Origin of the sequence: Halomonas faecis (assembly GCF_010993975.1) — a bacterium.
Classification (GTDB): domain Bacteria; phylum Pseudomonadota; class Gammaproteobacteria; order Pseudomonadales; family Halomonadaceae; genus Halomonas; species Halomonas faecis.
In genome coordinates this window covers 58268-77389 of sequence record NZ_JAACZO010000005.1, presented here as the reverse complement: position 1 = coordinate 77389, position 19122 = coordinate 58268, and the positions used below count along the sequence as shown (strand labels likewise).

Below are 19122 nucleotides of genomic sequence, written 5' to 3'. Positions count from 1 at the left end.
ACAGCGCCGCTGCTTGCAACGTGCACGGAAGAGTGCGCGAAGTGCATCGGGGTATTGCCATAAAGTGGAACATTGTTCTACTTTAATGCTAAACACCATTCCAAACGAGGCACCCATGGCCGAGACACGGCACGACTACGACCTGGTGGTGGTGGGCTCCGGCGCGGCTGGGCTCGCTGCCGCCGTCACCGCCGCCTACCACGGCCTGTCGGTGGCCGTGGTCGAGAAAGACCCGGTGCTGGGCGGTGCCACCGCCTGGTCCGGCGGTTGGATGTGGACGCCACTCAACCCTCTGGCCCGCGCCGCCGGCATCCGCGAGGACGCGGAAACGGTACGCACCTATCTGCGCCACGAGCTGGGCGAGCGCTACGCCCCCTGCAAGATCGACGCCTTCCTCGCCGGGGCCCCGGCGATGGTCGCGTTCTTCCACGACGAGACCGCCCTGCAGTTCGCCGACGGCAACGCCATCCCTGACATCCACGGCGACACCCCCGGGGCCGGCAGCGGCGGGCGTTCGGTGATTGCTGCGCCCTTCGACGCCCGCGCACTCGACAGCGCCACTCTCGAAAAGCTGCGCAAGACCATGCCGGAGACCGCCTTTCTGGGCATGCCCATCCAGGCCGGCGCGGACCTCATGGCCTTCCTGACCATGACGCGCTCGCTCAGGTCCGCCTGGCACGTCACCAAGCGCTTCAGCCGCCACCTCCTTGACCTGGCGCGCTACGGCCGCGCCATGCAGCTCGTCAACGGGGTGGCACTGGTCGGCCGGCTGGCCCACTCCGCCGATGCGCTGGGCGTCGAGACGCGGGTCGCCTCGCCCGCGAAACGCCTGATCCGGGAGGGCAAGCGGGTCTGCGGCGTGGTGGTCGACGCCCCCGCGGGCGAGGTGACCCTGACCGCGCGGCGCGGGGTGGTGCTCGCCTCTGGCGGCTTTCCCTGGGACGTCGCGCGGCGCCGCGAGCTCTTCCCGCGCACGCCCACCGGCGAGGAGCACTGGCCGCTGCCGCCCCCCGCGGCGAGCGGCGACGGCCTGCGCCTGGGCGAGTCGGTGGGCGGGGTGGTGGACACCTCCCTCTACTCGCCGGCGGCCTGGGCCCCGGTCTCGGTGGTCCCCTACAAGGACGGCCACGTCGGCCACTTTCCGCACATCATCGACCGCGGCAAGCCCGGCCTCATCGGCGTACTGAAAAGCGGCCAGCGCTTCGTCAACGAGGCTCACGGCTACTACGACTATGTCGACGCCATGGTCAAAGCGGTACCGGAAGGCGAGGAAATCTGCTCCTGGCTGGTCTGCACCCACCGCTTCCAGCGCCGCTATGGCCTCGGCATCACCCGTCCGGCGCCGGTGCCCTTCAAGCACTGGATCAAGATGGGGTATCTCAAGCGCGGCCGCTCGCTGCGGGAGCTGGCCGAGGCCTGCGACATCGACGCGGCAGGTCTCGAGCGCACCGTCGCCGCCTACAACGCGCATGCCCGCCACGGCGAGGATCCCGAGTTCGGCCGCGGATCCACCCTCTACAACCGCAAGCAGGGCGACCCGGCCCACCACCCCAATCCGTGCGTGGCCCCCCTCGACGAGGGCCCCTTCTACGCCATCAAGGTGGTGCCCGGCTGCTTCGGCACCTTCGCCGGCCTCAAGACCAACGCACACGCCCAGGTGCTCGATGCGGAGGGGGAACCGGTCGCCGGGCTCTACGCCGCGGGCACCGACATGGCGAGCATCATGGGCGGCCACTACCCGGCCGGCGGCATCAATCTCGGTCCGGCCATGACCTTCGGCTACCTCGCTGGCCTGCATGTTGCCAGCCAGCCCCAGCCCTCTTTCGACGCCGATACGCCAAGCGAGACTGCCGCCCATGAGTGAACGCCGCTTCTCCCTCGCCGCCCTGACCGTGCTCGAACTCTCGCCGCCCGAAATGGTGGAAACCGCCGCCCGCGCGGGCTATCACGCTGTCGGCCTGCGCCCGATTCCGGCCACGGATAGCGAACCCAGCTTTCCGCTGATCACCGATAGCGCCCTGCGGCGCGCGACCTGCCGGCGCCTCCGCGACACCGGCCTCCAGGTTCTCGATATCGAGATCCTGCGGCTCAAGCCCACAACCCGGGTACGGTCGGATTTCACCGCCGTCATGGAGGTGGGCGCGGAGCTCGGAGCCAGCGAAGTTCTCGTGGCCGGCAACGATGACGACGTGAGCCGCCAGACCGACAACTTCGCCGCCCTGTGCGAGCTGGCCCGCCCCTACGGGCTCCACCCGCATCTGGAATTCATGCCCTGGACCAGGGTGAAGAACCTCGCGGAGGCGTACCGCATCGTCGCTGCAGCGCGCGCCGCCGGCCACGACAACGCCTGCCTGCTGGTCGACGCCTTCCACTTCGACCGCTCCCGCAGCCGTATCGAGGAGCTGGCCCAGCTACCCGCCGACTGGCTGCGCTACGTGCAGCTATGCGACGTGCCGGGCCCGATACCCGCGAGCCTGGACGAGATCCTGCACGAGGCCCGCAGCGAGCGGCGTTTCCCGGGCGACGGCCAGACCGACCTGCGCGGCTTGCTGCACGTCATTCCTCGTGATGTGCCACTGAGCCTCGAGATTCCCACCGATAGGTTGCGCCAGCAGGGGGTCAGCGCCCTGGAGCGTGCCACCCTGGCGCTGGAGAAGGCCCGCCGGGTGGTCGGTCGCTGAGCAATCCGGCGACACCTGCCTTCTCGCCCGATCAATTAGCCCGCTATCATCAAGCCCCGTCCTGGCTACCCGGAGCCCCATGAGCAGCTCGCCCCCCTTGGTTCCCGCACTGCCCGCCGACCGCCCGCTGCTGGGCATCGCCTTCATGCTCGCCGCCGGCCTGCTGTTCGTGATCCTTGACACCGGCGTCAAGTGGCTCGGCCAGAGCTACTCGCCCGTTCAGGTGGTCTGGGCACGCTACGCCGGCCACATGCTGGTGCTCGCCGGGTATCTCGCCTGGCTGGGGCTGGCCCGCTGCCGCGAACTGATGCGCACGGAGTCGCTCTTCGGCCAGGGGCTGCGCGGCCTGCTGCTGTTCGGCGCCAGCACTTTTGCCTACCTGGCACTGCGCGAACTGCCGATCCTGCAGGTCTACGTGGTCAATTTCAGCTCACCGCTGCTGGTTACCCTACTGGCCATCCCGCTACTCAAGGAGCGTGTGAGCCTCGCACGCGGCCTGGCCGTGGCCATTGGCTTTGTCGGCGTGATGGTCGCTGTGGGCCCGGTGGACTGGCGCGCCCAGCCGGCCGCCCTGCTGCCCTTCGGCATGGCGCTTTGCTTCGCCCTTTACCAGCTCACCACGCGGCGCTTCGGCCGCCACGACCACCCGCTCACCTCGCTGTTCTATGCCGGCCTCGCCGGCGCGCTGGTCTCCAGCGCTGTGGTGCCCCTATTCTGGACGCCCATCGCCGCCGCTGACGCCCCGCTCTTCCTCGGCGTGGGACTGCTCGGCGCGGCCAGCCAGATGGCCTTGATCATGGCCATGCGCTGTGCCCCCGCCTCGCTGGTCTCGCCCTTCCTCTACCTTCAGATCGTCTGGGCGTCGGCCTCCGGCTACCTGGTGTTCGGCGATGTGCCGCAACTCGACACCTATCTGGGCGCCGCGCTGATCATCGGGGCGGGGATATTCCTGGCCACCCGACGCAGCTGAGACGCCGCACTCGGCACGACGGCATGACAGCCCCGTCCCCCCACGAAACTGCGGCTTCCGGCAGCCCCAAGGCGCCAAAAAACCCGCCGGATGGCGGGTCGGAGAGGTCAAGCGGTGGAACGGATCATGGGGTGGCAGCGGCCAGGACCGCCGCCAGCGCGGCCTGGTAGCCCTGAGTGCCCAGGCCGGCGATCACGCCGTCGGCGCGCAGCGAGACGTAGGAGTGGTGGCGGAAGGCTTCCCGCTGGTGCACGTTGGAGATGTGCACCTCGTAGACGCGGCCCTCGAAGGCGTTCAGGGCATCGAGGAGCGCCACCGAGGTGTGGGTGTAGGCCGCCGGGTTGATGATGATCGCCCGGGTGCCGTCCAGCCGGGCGGCATGGATAGCGTCGATCAGCGCGCCTTCATGGTTGCTCTGGAAGCAGTCGATCCCCCAGTCATGGCCAGCGGCCGTCTCGCGCAGGGCGTTGTTGACGTCGTCGAGGGTCTCGCGGCCGTAGATCTCCGGCTGGCGACTGCCCAACAGGTTGAGGTTGGGGCCATGCAACACCAGCACCTTGCCCTGGCTCATGCGTCGTTCTCCTTGAGCAGTTCGCGCCGGTAATGGGCGAAGAGGGTCGTCGCCTGTTCATTGGCGGCGGCACGCCGGCTCGCATCCTCGCAGAACAGCTTGAAAGCGTCGACACCCTGGAAGACGAACAGGCTCACCCCGCTCATCACGCTGGCACCGGCGGTCTTGGCGGTGGCCACGAACTCGGTCACGGCCGGCACGTAAACCGCATCGAAGACCCAGTGATGGGCCTGGATCAGGGCCTTGGGCAGCGGGCAGCCGGGGCTCTTCTCGTGGCCGATAGGGGTGCAGTTCACCAGGCCGTCGCAGCCCTCGACGGTGGCCTCGAGCGCTTCGGGGGTGATGAAGGAGGCCGAGAAGCCCTGGGCTTCCAACTCGCCCACGAGCTGGCGCGACTTGGCCGCATCGAGATCCAGCAGGATGATCTCCTCGGCCCCCAGCTTGCCCAGGCCGAAGGCCACCGCCTTGCCCACGCCGCCGGTGCCGATCAACAGCACCCGCCCAGGGGCACGCTCGCCGAGGGTGGCGCGGTAGCCACTGAGGAAGCCGGTGAAGTCGGTGTTCTCGGCGACGATACCGCCGGCCTCGAAGACCAGGGTATTGGCCGCCCCCACCATTCGCGCTCCCTCTGTGGGCCGATCGGCGAGGGCCACCGACGCCTCCTTCCACGGGAAGGTGACGTTGACGCCTCGATAGCCGTCGGCGATCACCTGCCGAACCTGGCTCTCCAGCGAATCGATGGGTTGCTCGTTGGCATCGAAGAGGTCGTAGGTGACCGGGATGCCGGTCAGCTCTCCCAGGCGGCGGTGCAGATCGGGTGAGCTGGAGTTCATGATGGCCTTGCCGATCAAACCGAGACGCATGGTGGTACCTGTATTCATCGTGAAGCGTTCCTCGTGAAGGGTCAGCGCGAATGACTAGCCTGAGCGGCGAGCCGTATGCCAGCATTCGCCTCGCCGAAGCGGCGATAGCCACCACGCCGTTCGACGATCTCGAAGAAGAAGCGCCCGGCGAAAGTCTCTGTGTAGGCGTGGAAGAATTCCCCTTCGTCGGAGCGGTCGTAAAGGATGTTACGGCTGCGCATGCCTTGGAGCAGGTTGTCCTCGAGGTCGAAGCGCGCCTCGAGGTCGTCGTAGTAGTTCTGCGGAATCTTCAGCAGCGGCAGGCCACGGGCGCGCAGCTCGTCGACGGTGGCGAAGATGTCGCGACTGGCGAAGGCGATCTGCTGCACACCACCACGGTGGGCGCTGAGGAAGCGTCCCGGCACGGTGTCCTGAGCCTGGGAAACCGTAAGCGGTAGGCGGATACTCCCATCGGGGCTGTTGACCGCCTGGCTGATCATCATTCCGTGAGGGTCGACGATCTCGTGCTCGGCTTCGGCCTCGAAGCCGAGCACGGTGCGATGGAACAGCTGCCAGCCGAGCAGTTGGGTGGCCGGCAGCACGTAGGAGAGGTGATCGACCCGCGTCAGCCCGGCCTCGTCGCGGCTCTCCTGGTCGAATAGCTCGAAGTCGGTGCGCCACTGGCGGTCGGCGGCCGCGGCGTCGTCGACCAGGTAGATCAGGCTGCCTTCCACGCCGCGCAGGGCGGGAATCTCCATCTCGCCCTCGCCCACCTGGCCGCGATAGGTCTGCGCCTTGAAGGCGCCAGCGCGCTTCAGCAAGCTCTCCATGTCGTCCACACGGAAACCCACGGCGCAAACCGAGGTACCGTGCAGCAGGCGGAAGGTGTGAGCAAAGCTGTCGGTCTCGAAGTTGAGCACTAGGTGGATGTCGCCCTGCTTCCACAGTTCGACATTCTTGGAGCGGTGCCGCCCCACGTGGCGAAAGCCTAGGGCCCCGATGAACTCGCCCAGCGGCGCAGCGCTCTCCTCGTCGAGGGTGAACTCGATGAAGTGGATGCCGTTATAGCGCGGCGCGGGGGGTACATGGCTCGCCCAGGGGCCCTCTGGCAACAGGTTCTCGAGCCAGATCAGCGAGCGCAGGCCGTCCAGGGCCGTGGCATCGGTGGGGGCGGCGCGGAAGGCGTCGCTGAAGATCTCCAGCGACAGGGGGCCGTCGTAGCCGGTTCTTGCCAGCGCCTGCATGAAGGCCTCAAGGGGCAAGCGCCCCTGACCGGGAAAACAGCGGAAGTGCCGGCTCCACTGCAGCAGGTCCATCTCCAGCAGCGGGGCATCGGCCACCTGGACGAAGGCGATCTTCTCCTTGGGAATCTTGCTGATGGCGGAGAGGTCAAGCCCCCGTGCCAGGATATGGAAGCTGTCGAGCACCACCCCCAGCGACGGATGATCGGCGCGGCGCACCACTTCCCAGGCGTCGCGGTAGTCGGCGATATGGCGCCCCCAGGCGAGCGCCTCGAACCCCACCCGCAGGCCGTGACGGTGGGCCCGCTCGGCCAGCTCGTGCAAGTCGGCGGCGGCGCGGTCTAAGTCGTCCACGGCCTGGGGCGAGACGCTGCTACACACCAGCAGGAAGTCGGTGCCCAGTTCCTCCATCAGATCGAACTTGCGCTCGGCACGCTGGAGGTTGCGGCTGCGCTGCGGCTCGGGCATGGTCTCGAAGTCGCGGAACGGCTGGAAGGCGACGATGACCAGCCCCAGCCGCTCACACAGTTCACGCACTTCGGACGGCGAACCGTCGAAGGAGAGCAAGTCGTTCTCGAAGATCTCGACGCCGTCGAACCCGGCGCGGGCGATGGCTTCCAGCTTGGTCTGCAGGTCGCCACTCAGGCAGACGGTGGCAATGACGCGCATGATGTCCTCCCAAGCGCCGCCGGTATCTGAACGATGACAGGCAGCGCCCCTTGTTCGTATAGCGTTCTTTAGTTCGCATTATGCACGAAGACAGGGGGCAATTGACAAGGTATTACGGAACGGCGTTCCAGGTTACCGCTGACCGTCCTCAGCTGTCGCTGCCTACTACTATAGAAGGGCATGGCGCTGGATCGGGCACGGTGATCGGCGCCTCGGTGTCGGCCGTGACAACTTCGACCATGGTCTTAGATCACCATCTCGTGCATTGACAGTATTGGAAGGGAGTTCTAGTGTTCGCAAGAAGCACGCAAGTTCGCAAAGCGAACACCAACGGTCATTCACCTGCCCCGGCACAAGGGGCGCTGCCCTAACCGGGCAGCCAACACAACAAGCTTCCCTGGAGGACCCATGTTCAAACCGATTCTGGCTCCGCTCGCTCTTGCCGTCGGCTCCCTAGCCCTGGCCGGCGCCGCCCAGGCCGACTACCCCGAGCGCAACATCCAGGCCACCATCCAGTGGGGCGCCGGTGGCGCCACTGACAACGTGGCACGCAGCCTGACGCCCCATGTTGAGGATATCCTTGACACCACCTTAGTGCTGACCAACCGCCCCGGCGGCACTGGCGTGATCGGAATGAACCACGTGATGCGCCAACGTCCTGATGGCTACAATTTGCTCTACGGTGCTGAGAACCCGCAGCTCTACCCGCTCATGGGCCTGGCCGACTTCACTTATGACGACATGCACGCCGTCAACATCATCGGTCAAGGACTGGTGGTGATCGCCGCCCCTGCCGAAAGCCCCTTCGACAGTTTTGCCGAGTTACTCGAGCACGCACAGGAGAATCCCGGCGAGTTGCGCATGGGCGGCACCGGAGCTGGTGGCCTACCGAGCACGGTGCTGGCAATGATCAACGCTGTGGACGAGCTCGACGTACGCAACGTGACCTTTGGTGGCGACGGCCCGGGCATCACCGCCATGCTGGGAGGACACATTGACTTCATGCCGCTGAGCCTCGCCGCCGCCGGCGAGCAGATTCGCGGCGGCAAGATGAAAGGGTTGGCCGTGGTTTCTGCCGAGGAGCTCGACTCGTTGCCGGACGTACCGCCAATCACCGCGGCCCTGCCGAACATCGAGAGCTTCCTGCCCTGGGGTCCGTTCTGGGGCGTCTTCGTACATGAAGACACCCCGGAGGAGGCCAAGAAAACCCTGACTGCAGCCTACGAAGAAGCGGTGGCCAACGAGGAGTTCCAGGAATTCCTGCAGAACTTCGGCGCCGAGGCACTCAACCTCACCGGCGAAGAGGCTGAGCAGTACCTGGACAACTGGCAGTCGGTCACCGCCTGGTCCATGTACGAGGCCGATGCCGATATCCTGGAGGCAACACCCGAGGAGCTCGGCATCCCGCGTCCTTGACCGCACCCCTAACCAGCCTGAGGCCGGGCAAGGTTTGCCCGGCCTCCTTGGAGTCATTCCATGAGTCAGAACTTCGAGCGTGTCCAGGCGGGGGAGAAGGTCTTCGACTGGCTGCTGCTGCTACTGAGCATCGGAGTCATGATCGAGGCCTATCGCATCGACGGCATTCCCGGCCTCAACTCGCCGGGCTCTTTTCCCATGGGACTGGCCGTGGTCATGCTCGCCTCGTCGTTGGTGATACTGGCCAGCCATCGACGCAAGCGGCGGGACCCGAGGATTCGTAGTGCCCGACACGAATTCCTGGTGTTCTTCCACGCGCACTTCCAGCCGCATATCGTGGTGTTCACCCTATTCGCCGTGGCCTACCTCGCCACCATCGTCTGGGTGAGCTTCTACATTAGTACCTTCTTCTTCCTGGCGGTGATGTTTATCTATTTCCGCCAAGGCCGAGTGGTCAGCTCGTTGATCTTCACCGCCATGACCATCGCGGTGATCTACGGCCTATTCACGCTGGTCTTCCGCGTCTACCTCCCCTGACCGCAGAGGTCCTCGATGAGCGATACCTTCTCCTATCTCCTGATGGCCTGGCTGGACCCCCAGCTGCTGGTGCTGACCGCAGTAGGCACCCTGGCCGGCATCTATGTCGGCGCGATCCCCGGTCTCTCGGTGACCATGGCCGCGTCGATCCTGATTTCCTTCACTTTCTCCTGGGATATCAACAACGCCTTGGCGCTGATGGTGGGCATCTACGTGGGCGGCGTGTACGGCGGCTCGCGCACAGCCATCCTGCTCAACATTCCCGGCGCCCCCTCGGCGGTAACCACCGCCTTCGACGGCTACCCCCTAGCCCAGCGCGGCGAGGCGGGCCGTGCCATCGGCCTGAGCACCGTGATGTCGGTGATCGGCGGCCTGCTGGGCACCCTGGTGCTGGCCGGCACTGCCCCCTACCTGGCAGACATGGCTCTGGAGTTCGCTCCGCGCGACTATTTCCTGATCGCCGTGCTCGGCCTGCTGCTGGTCAGCACCCTCTCCGGAAAATCGCTGGCCCGCGGCATCTTCTCAGTGGCCCTTGGCGGTATCATCGGCCTAGTGGGGATGGACATGGTCACCGCCCAGCCGCGCCTGACGCTTGGCAGCATGCAACTGATGGGCGGCATCCACTACGTGGTGGTGATGATCGGCCTGTTCGGTGCCGCCGAAGCCTTCTACCAGTTGCACAACCTCAACAGGGTGCCGATCAAGCAGAAGGTGGATAAGATAATCCCGCCGTTCAAGATGGTGCTCAAGTACCTGCCGCTTTCGATGCGCACCTCGATCATCGGAGTGGTAGTCGGCGCCCTACCCGGCACCGGCGGCGATATTGCCTCGCTGTTCGCATACGACCATGCCAAGCGCACCGTCAAGAACCCCTCCAGCCCATTCGGCGAGGGCGCCTACGAAGGGCTGGTCGCCCCGGAAACTGCCAACAATGCCGCAGTGGGCGGAGCCTATGTGCCCATGCTGACGCTCGGCATGCCGGGCGACGCAGTGACTGCGGTGATCATCGGCGCCCTGGTCATCCATGGCCTCAACCCCGGCCCCATGCTGATGATCGAAACCCCGCACATCTTCTGGTTCACGGTAGGCAACCTGGCGCTGGCCAACCTATTCCTGCTGCTTTTCGGGCTGACCGGCATCAGGGTCTTCACCAAGGTGGTGGAGGTACCCAAGGCTCTGATGATTCCGCTGATCTTGGTGCTCTGCGTGGTGGGCACCTACTCCATCAATAGCAGCATGATGGAGGTCTACTGGATGCTCGGCTTCGGCATCTTCGGCTACTGGCTCAAAGTGTTCGGCTTCCAGATGGGACCCATCATCCTCGGCGTGATCCTTGGCCCACTGCTCGACGAGACCTACCGTCAGGCGATGTCCTCGGTGGGCGACAACGCCGGCCAGTTCCTCATGGCTCTGGTCGCCAACCCCTTGTCGCTGGTACTGACCATGGTCATAGTGCTGGTGCTACTCAGCCAGACACCGCTCAAACCCTGGGTACGACGTCGCCTGAGCCGACAGTAAAGTGCCCCTACGAGCTGGCGCGCCCCGTATGGTCGCGCCTGGTCGTGTCGATATGGAGCCAGCCGTGAGCGATCGCCTGTCCCGTCCCGACACCGCCCTGGTCTTCGACTTCGACGGCGTGATCCTCGACTCTGCCCGGCTCAAACGCCAAGCCTTCGCCGACCTCTACGCCGATGAGCCCAACGAGCAGCACCGCGACGTGGTGGCCTACCTAGAGCGCCGCGGAGGCCAGCCTCGCGAGGTGAAATTCCGTCATATCGAGGGGCACATCCTAGGTCGTGATGCCAGCGAGCCGCGTATCCAGACGCTTTGTCGACGCTTCAAGGAACGTGTCGAACAGCGCCTGTTCGAGGCTAAGGCCATTCCCGGTGCACAGGCATTCCTCGAGCGGTGGGCCGGGCACTTGCCACTGTACCTGCTCTCCGCCACCCCCGAGACGGAACTTAAGGCGATCACTGCGCGGCGCGGACTTGACCGCTACTTCCTCGAGGTGATCGGCGCCCCACCGGACAAGGTCACGGGGTTGCGTAATCTGCTGGTGCGCCGCGACCACGCCCCAGCCACCACGGTGATGATCGGCGACTCCTATAATGACTACCGGGCGGCACGCTCCAACGGCACTGCCTTCATCGGAGTCACCGCCGACCCGGCTGCCTCGCCTTTCCCTAGCGATATCGTCACCACCACCGACCTGACCGGACTCGAAGCGGCTCTCGAGCGCCTGTGATTGGCCCTGCCTGAGCCAACCGGCCCAGTAGCCACCCACACCGCAGCGCTCACTCTTCGTTCGGCAGATGCGCTACGTAGGACTCCAGGCTCGCCAGGCCGCTATGGGCCTGGCCGGCCTCGAAGTCCGGTCCCATGTCGGGCAGCTCGTGGGCGATGCCCTTGTGGCAGTCGATGCAGGTCGCCTCGCCCGAGGCCAGCGAGGTGGAGTGGGCGCGCGAGGCGCGCGAGTTCTGCGCGGTGAAGTCCATGGACTCGAACTCGTGGCAGTTGCGACACTCGCGTGAGTCGTTGGCTTCCAGGCGGGCCCATTCGCGCTCGGCGAGCTCGCGCCGCTTGGCCTCGAACTTCTCTTCGGTGTCGATGGAGCCGAACAGCCAGCCCCACACTTCCTTGGAGGCCTCCATCTTGCGCGCCATCTTGTGGGTCCAGTCGTGGGGGACGTGGCAATCCGCACACTCGGCGCGCACCCCGGAGCGATTGGTGTAGTGCACCGTGCCCTGCAGTTCCTGGAAGGGGTTGCGCTCCATCTCGTGACACGAGATGCAGAACTCTTCGGTGTTGGTGGCTTCCAGCGCGGTGTTGAAGCCGCCCCAGAAGAGCACGCCGCAGAGGAAACCGCCCAGGGTCAGAAAACCCAGGCTGAAGTGCACGCTGGGGCGAGTGAGGATCTGCCAGTAGCGCGACAGCCAGCGTCTCATTGGCCACCCCCTTCGCCTTCCCGCTCGAGCATCTCGGTGAGCACCTGATCCACGGTGCGGAATTCATTGTCGACCAAGGGTTCGGCATCGGTCTGCGGCACGTGGCACTGGGTGCAGAAGTAGCGGTCCGGCGAGACCGCCGCCAGTACTTGCTGATGCCGGTCGCGGAAGTGGCTGATGCTGACCATGGGTGCGCCGGCATCCACGGCGTTCTCACGGCTGTGGCAGGTCAGGCAGCGGTTGCTGCGCCGGTCCACCTGATAGTCGCGAATGGTGTGGGGAATCACTGGCGGCTGTTCCGGGTAGTTGAGCACTTGCCGCCCCGGTTCGCGCGACTGCCGGGCCATGGGCGGGGCCGAAAGGGTCTCGCCGATGGAGCCCCCCGGGCGCAGGCCGTCCGGCGCCGAGGGGTCACGCGGCTCGTCGGCCACCGCCAGGGCGAACAGCGCCAGCGGGGCCACCAGGCTGGAGATGGCTAGGCGTTTCATGTTCTCGCTCCTCCGCGGCTCAGGCCAGGTTGACCAGTTCCAGACGCACCGCACACTTCTTGAAGTCCGTCTGCTTGGAGATGGGGTCGGTGGCGTCCAGCGTGACCTTGTTGATCAGTCGGCCGGCATCGAAGAAGGGTACGTAGACCAGGCCGCGTGGCACGCTGACCCGCCCGCGCGTCTCGACGCGCAGGTGGATCTCGCCACGGCGGCTGACCACCTTCACCTCGCTGCCGCGGCGCATGCCCTGCTCGCGGGCGTCTGCCGGGTGCATGTAGAGCAGCGCCTCGGGCACCGCACGGTGCAGCTCCGGCACGCGCCGGGTCATGGAGCCGGTGTGCCAGTGCTCGAGCACACGCCCGGTGCACAACCAGAAGGGGTACTCGTCGTCCGGCACCTCGGGGGGTGGCTCGTCGGGCACGGCGAAGATCAGCGCGCGGTCGTCGGGCTTGGCGTAGAACTGCACGCCGGCGCCCTCCTCCACGTAAGGGTCGTAGCCCTCGCGATAGCGCCACCGCGTCTCCTCGCCGTCGACCACCGGCCAGCGCTTGCCGCGCACCCGGTGATAGACGTCGAAATCGTCGAGATCCTTGCCCTTGCCACGCCCGAAGCGCGCGTACTCCTCGAAGAGTCCCTTCTGCACGTAGAAGCCGAAGTGCTCCGCTTCCTGGTTGGCGTAGCCCTCCTCCATGTCGGAGAGCGGGAAGCGATCCACCTGGCCGTTGGCGTAGAGCAGCTCGAAAAGGGTCTGGTCGCGATGCTCGGGAGCGCGCTCGAGCAGCTCCTCGGGCCACACTTCGTCGACGCGGATGCGCTTGGCCAGCTCCAGGGTCTGCCACAGGTCGGAGCGTGCCTCGCCGGGGGCGCTCACCAGTTGGTGGAAGAACTGGGTGCGCCGTTCGGAGTTGCCGAAGGCGCCCTCCTTCTCCACCCAGCCGGCGGCCGGAAGGATGAGATCGGCGGCCTGCGCCGACACCGTGGGATAGATGTCGGAGACGATGACGAAGGCCTCGGGATTGCGCCAGCCGGGGTAGGTCTCCTGCATCGAGTTGGGGCCGGCCTGGATGTTGTTGCACACCTGGGTCCAGTAGACCTTGATGTCGCCATCCTTGAGACGCCGGCTCTGCTCCACGGCATGGAAGCCCACCTTCTCGGGCACGGTGCCCTCGGGCAATTTCCAGATCGTCTCGGCGTCGCGGCGATGATCGGGGTTCATCACGACCCGATCCGCCGGCAGGCGGTGGGAGAACGTGCCCACCTCGCGGGCCGTGCCGCAGGCCGAGGGCTGGCCGGTGAGCGAGAAAGGGCTGTTGCCGGGCTCGGCGATCTTGCCGGTGAGCAGGTGCAGGTTGTAGATCAGGTTGTTGACCCACACGCCGCGGGTGTGCTGGTTCACCCCCATGGTCCAGAAGGTCATCACCTTGGTGTCGGGTTCGGCATAGAGCTCGGCAAGCGCCTCGAGTCGGCTCTCCGAAACGCCCGACTCGCGCGCCGCCCGCTCCAGGGTGAAGGGCGCCACGTGCTCGGCGAACTCGTCGAAACTCATCGATGACCAGTCGTTGGCATTGCCGGCGTTGGCGGCCGCCTGCTGCCGCGGGTCGTCGTCGCGCAGGCCGTAGCCGATGTCGCCCACCGCGCGCACGAAGTTGGTGTGGCGATCGACGAAGTCGCGATTGACGCGATCGGTCTGGATGATGTGGTTGGCGATGTAGTTGAGGATCACCACATCGGCATTGGGCGACATCACCATGGGAATGTCGGCGAGATCGAAGCTGCGATGCTCGAAGGTCGAGAGCACCGCCACCCGGGTGTGGGCGTGGGAGAGCCGCCGATTGGTGACGCGCGTCCACAGCACCGGGTGCATCTCCGCCATGTTGGAGCCCCACAGCACGAAGGCATCGGCCTCCTCGATGTCGTCGTAGACGCCCATGGGTTCGTCGGAACCGAAGCTGCGCATGAAGCCGAACACCGCCGAGGCCATGCAGTGGCGGGCGTTGGGATCGATGTTGTTGGTACGAAAACCCGCTTTCATCAGCTTGCTCGCCGCATAGCCCTCCCAGATCGTCCACTGGCCGGAACCGAACATCGCCACGCTGTCGGGACCGTGCTCGCGGATCGCCGTCTTGAACTTGTCGGCCATGAGATCCAAAGCTTCGTCCCAGGAGACCGGCTCGAAGTCGCCGTTCTTGTCGTAGACGCCGTTGCGCTTGCGCAGCAGCGGCTGACGCAGGCGGTCCTCGCCGTAGAGGATCTTGGAGAGAAAGTAGCCCTTGACGCAGTTGAGGCCGCGGTTGACCTCCGAATGGATGTCGCCGTGGGTGGCCACGATGCGGTCGTCCTGGGTCGCCACCATCACGCTGCAACCCACCCCACAGAAACGGCAGGGCGCCTTGTTCCACTCGAGCTCGGTCAGCTCGGCATTGGTGATCAGGCTGCTGGCGCCTGACGGAATGGGCAAACCGGCGGTGGCCGCAGCCACCGCGGCGGCATTGGCCTTGGCGAATTCACGACGGGTCAGTTTCATGAGGCGGCCTCCTGCGGTTCATCGGCGATGGCCGGATCGAGCAGTTGGTGGTAGACCAGCGCCGCATCGAGCACGCCGGTCCGGCAGCGGACGGCGTCGATACGCTCGAGGATCGGCCGCTCCCCTGCGCTCTCCATTACCACCACGAGCTTGCCGGCGGGGTCCTGGGCGCGCACTTCGCAATCGGGCTGGTCGGCCAGCCAGGCCGCCACGGCGGCGCAGTGTGCAGCGCGAACGTGCACCAGGAAACTGGCGATATGCAGGCTTTGTGTCGTCACGGGGCGATCTCCTTGTCGCTGTCTTGCATCGTTATTGTCATTGAGTCGTGCGTTCGCGGGCCTCCTCGCTGCCGGTCAGACGGATGGCGTCGTTGGGGCACAGTGCCAGGCAGGCACCACAGCCGGTGCAGGCGTCGGTGTCGATCTCCGGCTGCGGCGGGCGCCCGAGGGTCGGGACGAAACGGATCGCCTGCCACTCGCAGGCGTCCTGACAGGTCTGGCAGTGGATGTCGGCCAGGGCCAGACACGGGGACTCGATGGCGGCATGCCACGGGAAAGCGGGGCGAGCGGTGTCGAACACCCCGGCATCGCAGACGGCAACGCACTCCCCGCACAGGGTGCAGCCATCGTCGACGAAGCGGATCTCCGGGTAGCCGCCGTCGCCGGTGAACAGCACGCCTTCCGGGCAGGCCGTCAGGCAGGCCTCGCAGCGCGTGCAGCGATCCAGGAAGTCGTCACCGCTCCAGGGCGGGCGGCGTACCGGGCCCTGGCCGGCCAGCGAGCGAAACAGCTGACGGCGCGAGCGCCGGTGGTCGAGGTGGGTGCCTGTCATACCCGCTCCCGATCAGGCCGGAGGGCCGAAGAAAAGCTGCAGCATCCACACCACGAAGCCGTAGCCGCCGACCACGGCGATGGCCAGCAGAGGAAAGAGCAGAAAGGCGATGAACAGGAACAGGCGGAGTTCGCGCTTCTTGCGGACCTCCGGGGCTTCGGTGTCGTGCTGCGATGTAGCCATGGCAACTCCCCCTTCCCCTTGGCCAGTGCGGCATTCTGTCGCACTGGCTCTCAGGGTAGCCAAGAAATGGCATCTGTCAGGTTGTTCGCCACTGGCGACGGCAAGGCTTCATCGAAGAGCCCGCCAGAACGGCGGGCCGGAAAGCTCGGGAGGGAGGCCGATGCCGGCGATGGCGTTACGGTTCCATCAGCCGCTGCCAAAGTTCGCTGACGGCCCGTCGGTGGGCGTGGAAGTCGGCGTCACGGCCACGCGCCGCCTCGCGGGTCAGCGACGCCCGGTGCACGGCGCTGCGATAGGCCAGATAGGCATCGCGCAGACGCTGGCAGTCGCGCCCCGGCAGACGACCGGTCGCTTCCAGCGTTTCCAGAATGCGCATGTTATCGCTGTAGGTCAGCAACTCGAGGGTCTCGGCGCTCATCGAAAGCACCGCGAACTGGCACAGGAACTCGATATCGACCATGCCGCCCGGGTCCTGTTTGAGGTCGAAACCGTCGTCGCCGCCCTTGCTGCCCAGATGCTCGCGCATCTTGTGGCGCATCTTCGCTACCTCTTCGCGCAGCGCCTGGATGTCGCGCTCGCGACCCAGGATTTCGCTGCGCACCGCCTCGAAGGCACGTGCCAGATCGGCATTCCCGGCCACCACCCGTGCGCGTACCAGCGCCTGGTGCTCCCAGGTCCAGGCCTGATGACGCTGGTACTCGGCGAAGGCTTGCAACGAGGTGACCAGCAGCCCCGAGTTGCCGGAGGGACGCAGGCGCATGTCCACCTCGTAGAGGGTGCCGGCCGGCGTCACCGCGGTGAGCAGATGGATGATGCGCTGGCCGAGACGCGTGAAGAACACCGGCGTATCCAGAGGCCGCGGCCCATCGGTACTGCTGCCGGAATCGGCATCGTGGATGAACACCAGGTCGAGGTCAGAACCGTAGCCAAGCTCGATGCCACCCAGCTTGCCGTAGCCGATGACCAGGAACTCCGGCTCGGCCCCGGCCCGGCTGCCGTCACTCCTCAGCGGATGGCCATGCTTGCGGGTCAGGTGCTTCCAGGCCATGGCCAGCACGGCATCGAGCAGGACTTCGGCAATGTAGGTGAGATAGTCGCTGACCTTCATCAGGTGGCGCGTACCGGCGATATCGGAGGCCGCCACGCGCAGCACGTGGGCGTGCTTGAACACGCGCAGCGCCTCGAGCTGTGCCTCTTCGTCGTCTTCGGGAATGCGCCCCAGGGCCTGGCGTAGCTCGTCGGCGAGACGCGTCTTGTCGGCCGGCGTATAGAGGGTCTCCGGGGTGAGCAGTTCGTCGAGCAGTTGCGGATGACGTGCCAGCTGCTCGGCGATCCACGGACTCGCCCCGCACAGGTGCATCAGGTGACTCAGGGCATCCGGATTCTCACGCAGCAGGGCCAGGTAGGCGGTGCGACGCAGTACCGACTCGACCAGCGGCAGCACGCGTTCCAGCGCCGTGTCCGGCGCTTCGCTCGCCGCCGCGGCATCGAGCAGCAGCGGCAGCAGCGCCTCGAGGCGCTCGAAGCCGATACGCTGCATGGTCTGAACGTGACGCGACTGGCGCAGGGTGACCAAGCGCCGATAGGTCGTCTCCGGATCGCTGAACCCCGCTTCGACGAGCCGCTCCCGGGCCTCGTCGTCATCGAACTCGCCGTGCCACAGCGCTCGCCAGTCGTCGAGAGAGGCCGCTGCCTCGGGCTGCGCTTCGCCACCCTCTTCGAGCTCCGCTTCCGGGTCGGCGATCACCGCGTCGAAGTGCCGGCGCACGCGGGTACGCACCTCGTCGAGACACGCCATGACCGCCGGCCAGTCCTCCATGCCCAGTGCCAGGGCAACCCGCTCGCGGTCCCGGTCGTCGTCGGGCAGACTCTGGGTCTGGCGATCCTCCAGGGCCTGAAGGACGTGCTCCAGGTCGCGCAAGAAGACGTAGTCGGGCGCGATCTCGTCGACCACCTCGGCGGGCAGCAGGCCGAGCTCGGGCAGCCTTGCCAGCGCCGTCTTCAGCGAGGTGACCTGAAGCTCGGTGTCGCGGCCACCGCGAATCAGTTGGAACGCCTGTACCACGAATTCCACTTCGCGAATGCCGCCTCGACCGAGCTTGATGTTGGCCTGCATGCCACGACGCTTCACCTCGCGGTTGATCAGCGCCTTCATCTCGCGCAGCGATTCGATGGCGCCGAAGTCGAGGTACTTGCGATAGACGAACGGGCGCAGATTGGCGAGCAGCTCGCGGCCCGCCTCGCGGTCGCCGGCCACGGGGCGCGCCTTGAGCAGGGCGTAGCGCTCCCACTCCCGCCCCTGATCCTGATAGTAGCTGGCAAGCGAGGCGAAACTGCCCACCAGGGGCCCGCCGTCTCCCAGCGGGCGCAGGCGCATGTCGACGCGGAACGCGAAACCGTCGGCGGTCACCGCATCCAGGGCGCCGATCAGCCGCTGGCCCAGCTTGGTGAAGTACTCCTGATGGTCGAGCGACTTGCGTCCGCCCTGCGTCTCGCCCTTCTCGGGAAAGGCGAAGATCAGGTCGATGTCCGAGGAGAGGTTGAGTTCGCCGGCGCCCAGCTTGCCCATGCCGAGCACCACCAGGCGCTGTTCGCTGCCGTCGCTGCGGGGAGCCGGATGTCCCCAGCGTGGCGCGAAGTGCGCTTCCAGCCAGCTCAGCGCTCCCTCCAGGCAGGCCTCCGCGAGCCGCGAAACGGCTTCCGCCGTGGCCCACATGTCGATGCCCGGCGGGCGGGTCAGGTCGCGCCACACGATGCCCAGCATGCGTGCCTGGCGAAAGCGACGCAGGGCGGCATGCAGTGCTTCCTCGTCCGCGACGCTCTCCAGGCGCTCCGCGAGCATGTCGCCGAGGGCATCCGGCGCCAGGGCCGCATCGAGCTCACCGCTGGCATCCAGATGCTGCAGCCAGTCAGGATGGCGCACCAGCGTCTCGGCGGCGAACGGTGAGATGGCGAGCACATGCGCCAGTTGGCGACGACGGCTGTCGGCCAGCGCATCCCAGCTTTCGGAGGGGATCTCCTGACCGGTCATCTCGGCGACGTTATCGGCCTCGGCAAGACTCTCGGCAAGGCGCTGCCATGCCTTGCCAAGGGCCGGCTTTAGTGCAGCGGGTACATCGTCACACGGCAGAAAATCGTCGGACAGGGCCATGAGGGGCTCGCTCGTTGCATCTCGAATACCCCCAGCATAACCAAGGCGGCCGGACAACGGCACCCATGGACGC

17 protein-coding genes are annotated in these 19122 nt (G+C 66.4%); 7 read left to right on the top strand and 10 right to left on the bottom strand.

Going from position 1 to position 19122, the window contains the following annotated elements:
- The first annotated feature begins 115 nt into the window (after positions 1 to 115).
- From GFD32_RS03495 to GFD32_RS03485, 3 genes are all read left to right on the top strand, one after another.
- Entirely contained in the window at positions 116 to 1864 is a 1749-nt protein-coding gene (locus GFD32_RS03495) for an FAD-dependent oxidoreductase (RefSeq protein WP_163575175.1), read from the top strand.
- A complete protein-coding gene (locus tag GFD32_RS03490) occupies positions 1857 to 2681 on the top strand; it encodes a sugar phosphate isomerase/epimerase family protein (RefSeq protein ID WP_163575174.1) in 825 nt (274 codons plus the stop codon). The genes GFD32_RS03495 and GFD32_RS03490 overlap by 8 nt, the downstream gene beginning before the upstream one ends.
- A 79-nt stretch (positions 2682 to 2760) precedes the next feature.
- On the top strand, positions 2761 to 3651 hold the full coding sequence (locus GFD32_RS03485) for a DMT family transporter (protein ID WP_163575173.1): 891 nt from the start codon (positions 2761 to 2763) through the stop codon (positions 3649 to 3651).
- Between the two features lie 124 nt (positions 3652 to 3775).
- Here the strand turns inward: GFD32_RS03485 and aroQ are convergent, their stop codons facing one another.
- From aroQ to GFD32_RS03470, 3 genes are read right to left on the bottom strand one after another with little or no spacing between them, the layout of a single operon-like run.
- Entirely contained in the window at positions 3776 to 4222 is a 447-nt protein-coding gene (aroQ, locus tag GFD32_RS03480; protein WP_163575172.1) for a type II 3-dehydroquinate dehydratase, read from the bottom strand.
- A complete protein-coding gene (locus GFD32_RS03475; protein WP_240455538.1) occupies positions 4219 to 5103 on the bottom strand; it encodes a shikimate dehydrogenase family protein in 885 nt (294 codons plus the stop codon). The genes aroQ and GFD32_RS03475 overlap by 4 nt, the downstream gene beginning before the upstream one ends.
- A 23-nt stretch (positions 5104 to 5126) precedes the next feature.
- The gene (locus GFD32_RS03470; RefSeq protein ID WP_163575171.1) at positions 5127 to 6974 is read right to left on the bottom strand and encodes a bifunctional sugar phosphate isomerase/epimerase/4-hydroxyphenylpyruvate dioxygenase family protein; all 1848 of its coding nucleotides are present in this window, start codon (positions 6972 to 6974) and stop codon (positions 5127 to 5129) included.
- Between the two features lie 408 nt (positions 6975 to 7382).
- Here GFD32_RS03470 and GFD32_RS03465 point away from each other — a divergent pair, with 408 nt between their 5' ends.
- The 4 genes from GFD32_RS03465 (at position 7383) to GFD32_RS03450 (ending at position 11172) form a co-directional block, all read left to right on the top strand.
- On the top strand, positions 7383 to 8390 hold the full coding sequence (locus tag GFD32_RS03465; protein ID WP_163575170.1) for a Bug family tripartite tricarboxylate transporter substrate binding protein: 1008 nt from the start codon (positions 7383 to 7385) through the stop codon (positions 8388 to 8390).
- Positions 8391 to 8450: 60 nt separating this feature from the next.
- Positions 8451 to 8927 carry a tripartite tricarboxylate transporter TctB family protein gene (locus GFD32_RS03460; RefSeq protein WP_163575169.1) on the top strand — a complete coding sequence of 159 codons (477 nt, stop codon included), beginning with the start codon at positions 8451 to 8453 and terminating at the stop codon, positions 8925 to 8927.
- Positions 8928 to 8942: 15 nt separating this feature from the next.
- On the top strand, positions 8943 to 10445 hold the full coding sequence (locus GFD32_RS03455; protein WP_163575168.1) for a tripartite tricarboxylate transporter permease: 1503 nt from the start codon (positions 8943 to 8945) through the stop codon (positions 10443 to 10445).
- A gap of 64 nt (positions 10446 to 10509) precedes the next feature.
- Positions 10510 to 11172, top strand: a complete 663-nt coding sequence (locus GFD32_RS03450) for an HAD family hydrolase (RefSeq protein ID WP_240455537.1) — start codon at positions 10510 to 10512, stop codon at positions 11170 to 11172.
- A 49-nt stretch (positions 11173 to 11221) separates the two neighbouring features.
- On the opposite strand, the gene GFD32_RS03445 is transcribed toward GFD32_RS03450, so the two are convergent.
- From GFD32_RS03445 to glnE, 7 genes are all read right to left on the bottom strand, one after another.
- Entirely contained in the window at positions 11222 to 11872 is a 651-nt protein-coding gene (locus GFD32_RS03445) for a NapC/NirT family cytochrome c (protein WP_163575167.1), read from the bottom strand.
- On the bottom strand, positions 11869 to 12360 hold the full coding sequence (locus GFD32_RS03440; protein WP_163575166.1) for a nitrate reductase cytochrome c-type subunit: 492 nt from the start codon (positions 12358 to 12360) through the stop codon (positions 11869 to 11871). Before GFD32_RS03440 ends, GFD32_RS03445 begins: the two co-directional genes overlap by 4 nt.
- Positions 12361 to 12379: 19 nt before the next feature.
- Positions 12380 to 14884 carry a nitrate reductase catalytic subunit NapA gene (gene napA, locus GFD32_RS03435; RefSeq protein ID WP_163575165.1) on the bottom strand — a complete coding sequence of 835 codons (2505 nt, stop codon included), beginning with the start codon at positions 14882 to 14884 and terminating at the stop codon, positions 12380 to 12382.
- Positions 14881 to 15162: a chaperone NapD gene (locus tag GFD32_RS03430; RefSeq protein WP_205599030.1), complete on the bottom strand. Its 282-nt coding sequence runs from the start codon at positions 15160 to 15162 to the stop codon at positions 14881 to 14883. Before GFD32_RS03430 ends, napA begins: the two co-directional genes overlap by 4 nt.
- A gap of 37 nt (positions 15163 to 15199) precedes the next feature.
- Positions 15200 to 15715: a ferredoxin-type protein NapF gene (gene napF / locus GFD32_RS03425; RefSeq protein ID WP_163575164.1), complete on the bottom strand. Its 516-nt coding sequence runs from the start codon at positions 15713 to 15715 to the stop codon at positions 15200 to 15202.
- Positions 15716 to 15727: 12 nt separating this feature from the next.
- Positions 15728 to 15898, bottom strand: a complete 171-nt coding sequence (locus GFD32_RS03420; RefSeq protein ID WP_163575163.1) for a nitrate reductase — start codon at positions 15896 to 15898, stop codon at positions 15728 to 15730.
- 175 nt (positions 15899 to 16073) lie between these two features.
- Positions 16074 to 19049, bottom strand: a complete 2976-nt coding sequence (glnE, locus tag GFD32_RS03415) for a bifunctional [glutamate--ammonia ligase]-adenylyl-L-tyrosine phosphorylase/[glutamate--ammonia-ligase] adenylyltransferase (protein ID WP_163575162.1) — start codon at positions 19047 to 19049, stop codon at positions 16074 to 16076.
- Between the last annotated feature and the right edge of the window lie 73 nt (positions 19050 to 19122).

Excerpts from the sequence above, each read along its gene's own strand:
- GFD32_RS03495 (WP_163575175.1), top strand. The coding sequence starts at position 116 with ATGGCCGAGACACGGCACGACTACGACCTGGTGGTGGTGGGCTCCGGC.
- GFD32_RS03490 (WP_163575174.1), top strand. The coding sequence starts at position 1,857 with ATGAGTGAACGCCGCTTCTCCCTCGCCGCCCTGACCGTGCTCGAACTC.
- GFD32_RS03485 (WP_163575173.1), top strand. The coding sequence starts at position 2,761 with ATGAGCAGCTCGCCCCCCTTGGTTCCCGCACTGCCCGCCGACCGCCCG.
- aroQ (WP_163575172.1), bottom strand. The coding sequence starts at position 4,222 with ATGAGCCAGGGCAAGGTGCTGGTGTTGCATGGCCCCAACCTCAACCTG.
- GFD32_RS03475 (WP_240455538.1), bottom strand. The coding sequence starts at position 5,103 with ATGAATACAGGTACCACCATGCGTCTCGGTTTGATCGGCAAGGCCATC.
- GFD32_RS03470 (WP_163575171.1), bottom strand. The coding sequence starts at position 6,974 with ATGCGCGTCATTGCCACCGTCTGCCTGAGTGGCGACCTGCAGACCAAG.
- GFD32_RS03465 (WP_163575170.1), top strand. The coding sequence starts at position 7,383 with ATGTTCAAACCGATTCTGGCTCCGCTCGCTCTTGCCGTCGGCTCCCTA.
- GFD32_RS03460 (WP_163575169.1), top strand. The coding sequence starts at position 8,451 with ATGAGTCAGAACTTCGAGCGTGTCCAGGCGGGGGAGAAGGTCTTCGAC.
- GFD32_RS03455 (WP_163575168.1), top strand. The coding sequence starts at position 8,943 with ATGAGCGATACCTTCTCCTATCTCCTGATGGCCTGGCTGGACCCCCAG.
- GFD32_RS03445 (WP_163575167.1), bottom strand. The coding sequence starts at position 11,872 with ATGAGACGCTGGCTGTCGCGCTACTGGCAGATCCTCACTCGCCCCAGC.
- GFD32_RS03440 (WP_163575166.1), bottom strand. The coding sequence starts at position 12,360 with ATGAAACGCCTAGCCATCTCCAGCCTGGTGGCCCCGCTGGCGCTGTTC.
- napA (WP_163575165.1), bottom strand. The coding sequence starts at position 14,884 with ATGAAACTGACCCGTCGTGAATTCGCCAAGGCCAATGCCGCCGCGGTG.
- napF (WP_163575164.1), bottom strand. The coding sequence starts at position 15,715 with ATGACAGGCACCCACCTCGACCACCGGCGCTCGCGCCGTCAGCTGTTT.
- GFD32_RS03420 (WP_163575163.1), bottom strand. The coding sequence starts at position 15,898 with ATGGCTACATCGCAGCACGACACCGAAGCCCCGGAGGTCCGCAAGAAG.
- glnE (WP_163575162.1), bottom strand. The coding sequence starts at position 19,049 with ATGGCCCTGTCCGACGATTTTCTGCCGTGTGACGATGTACCCGCTGCA.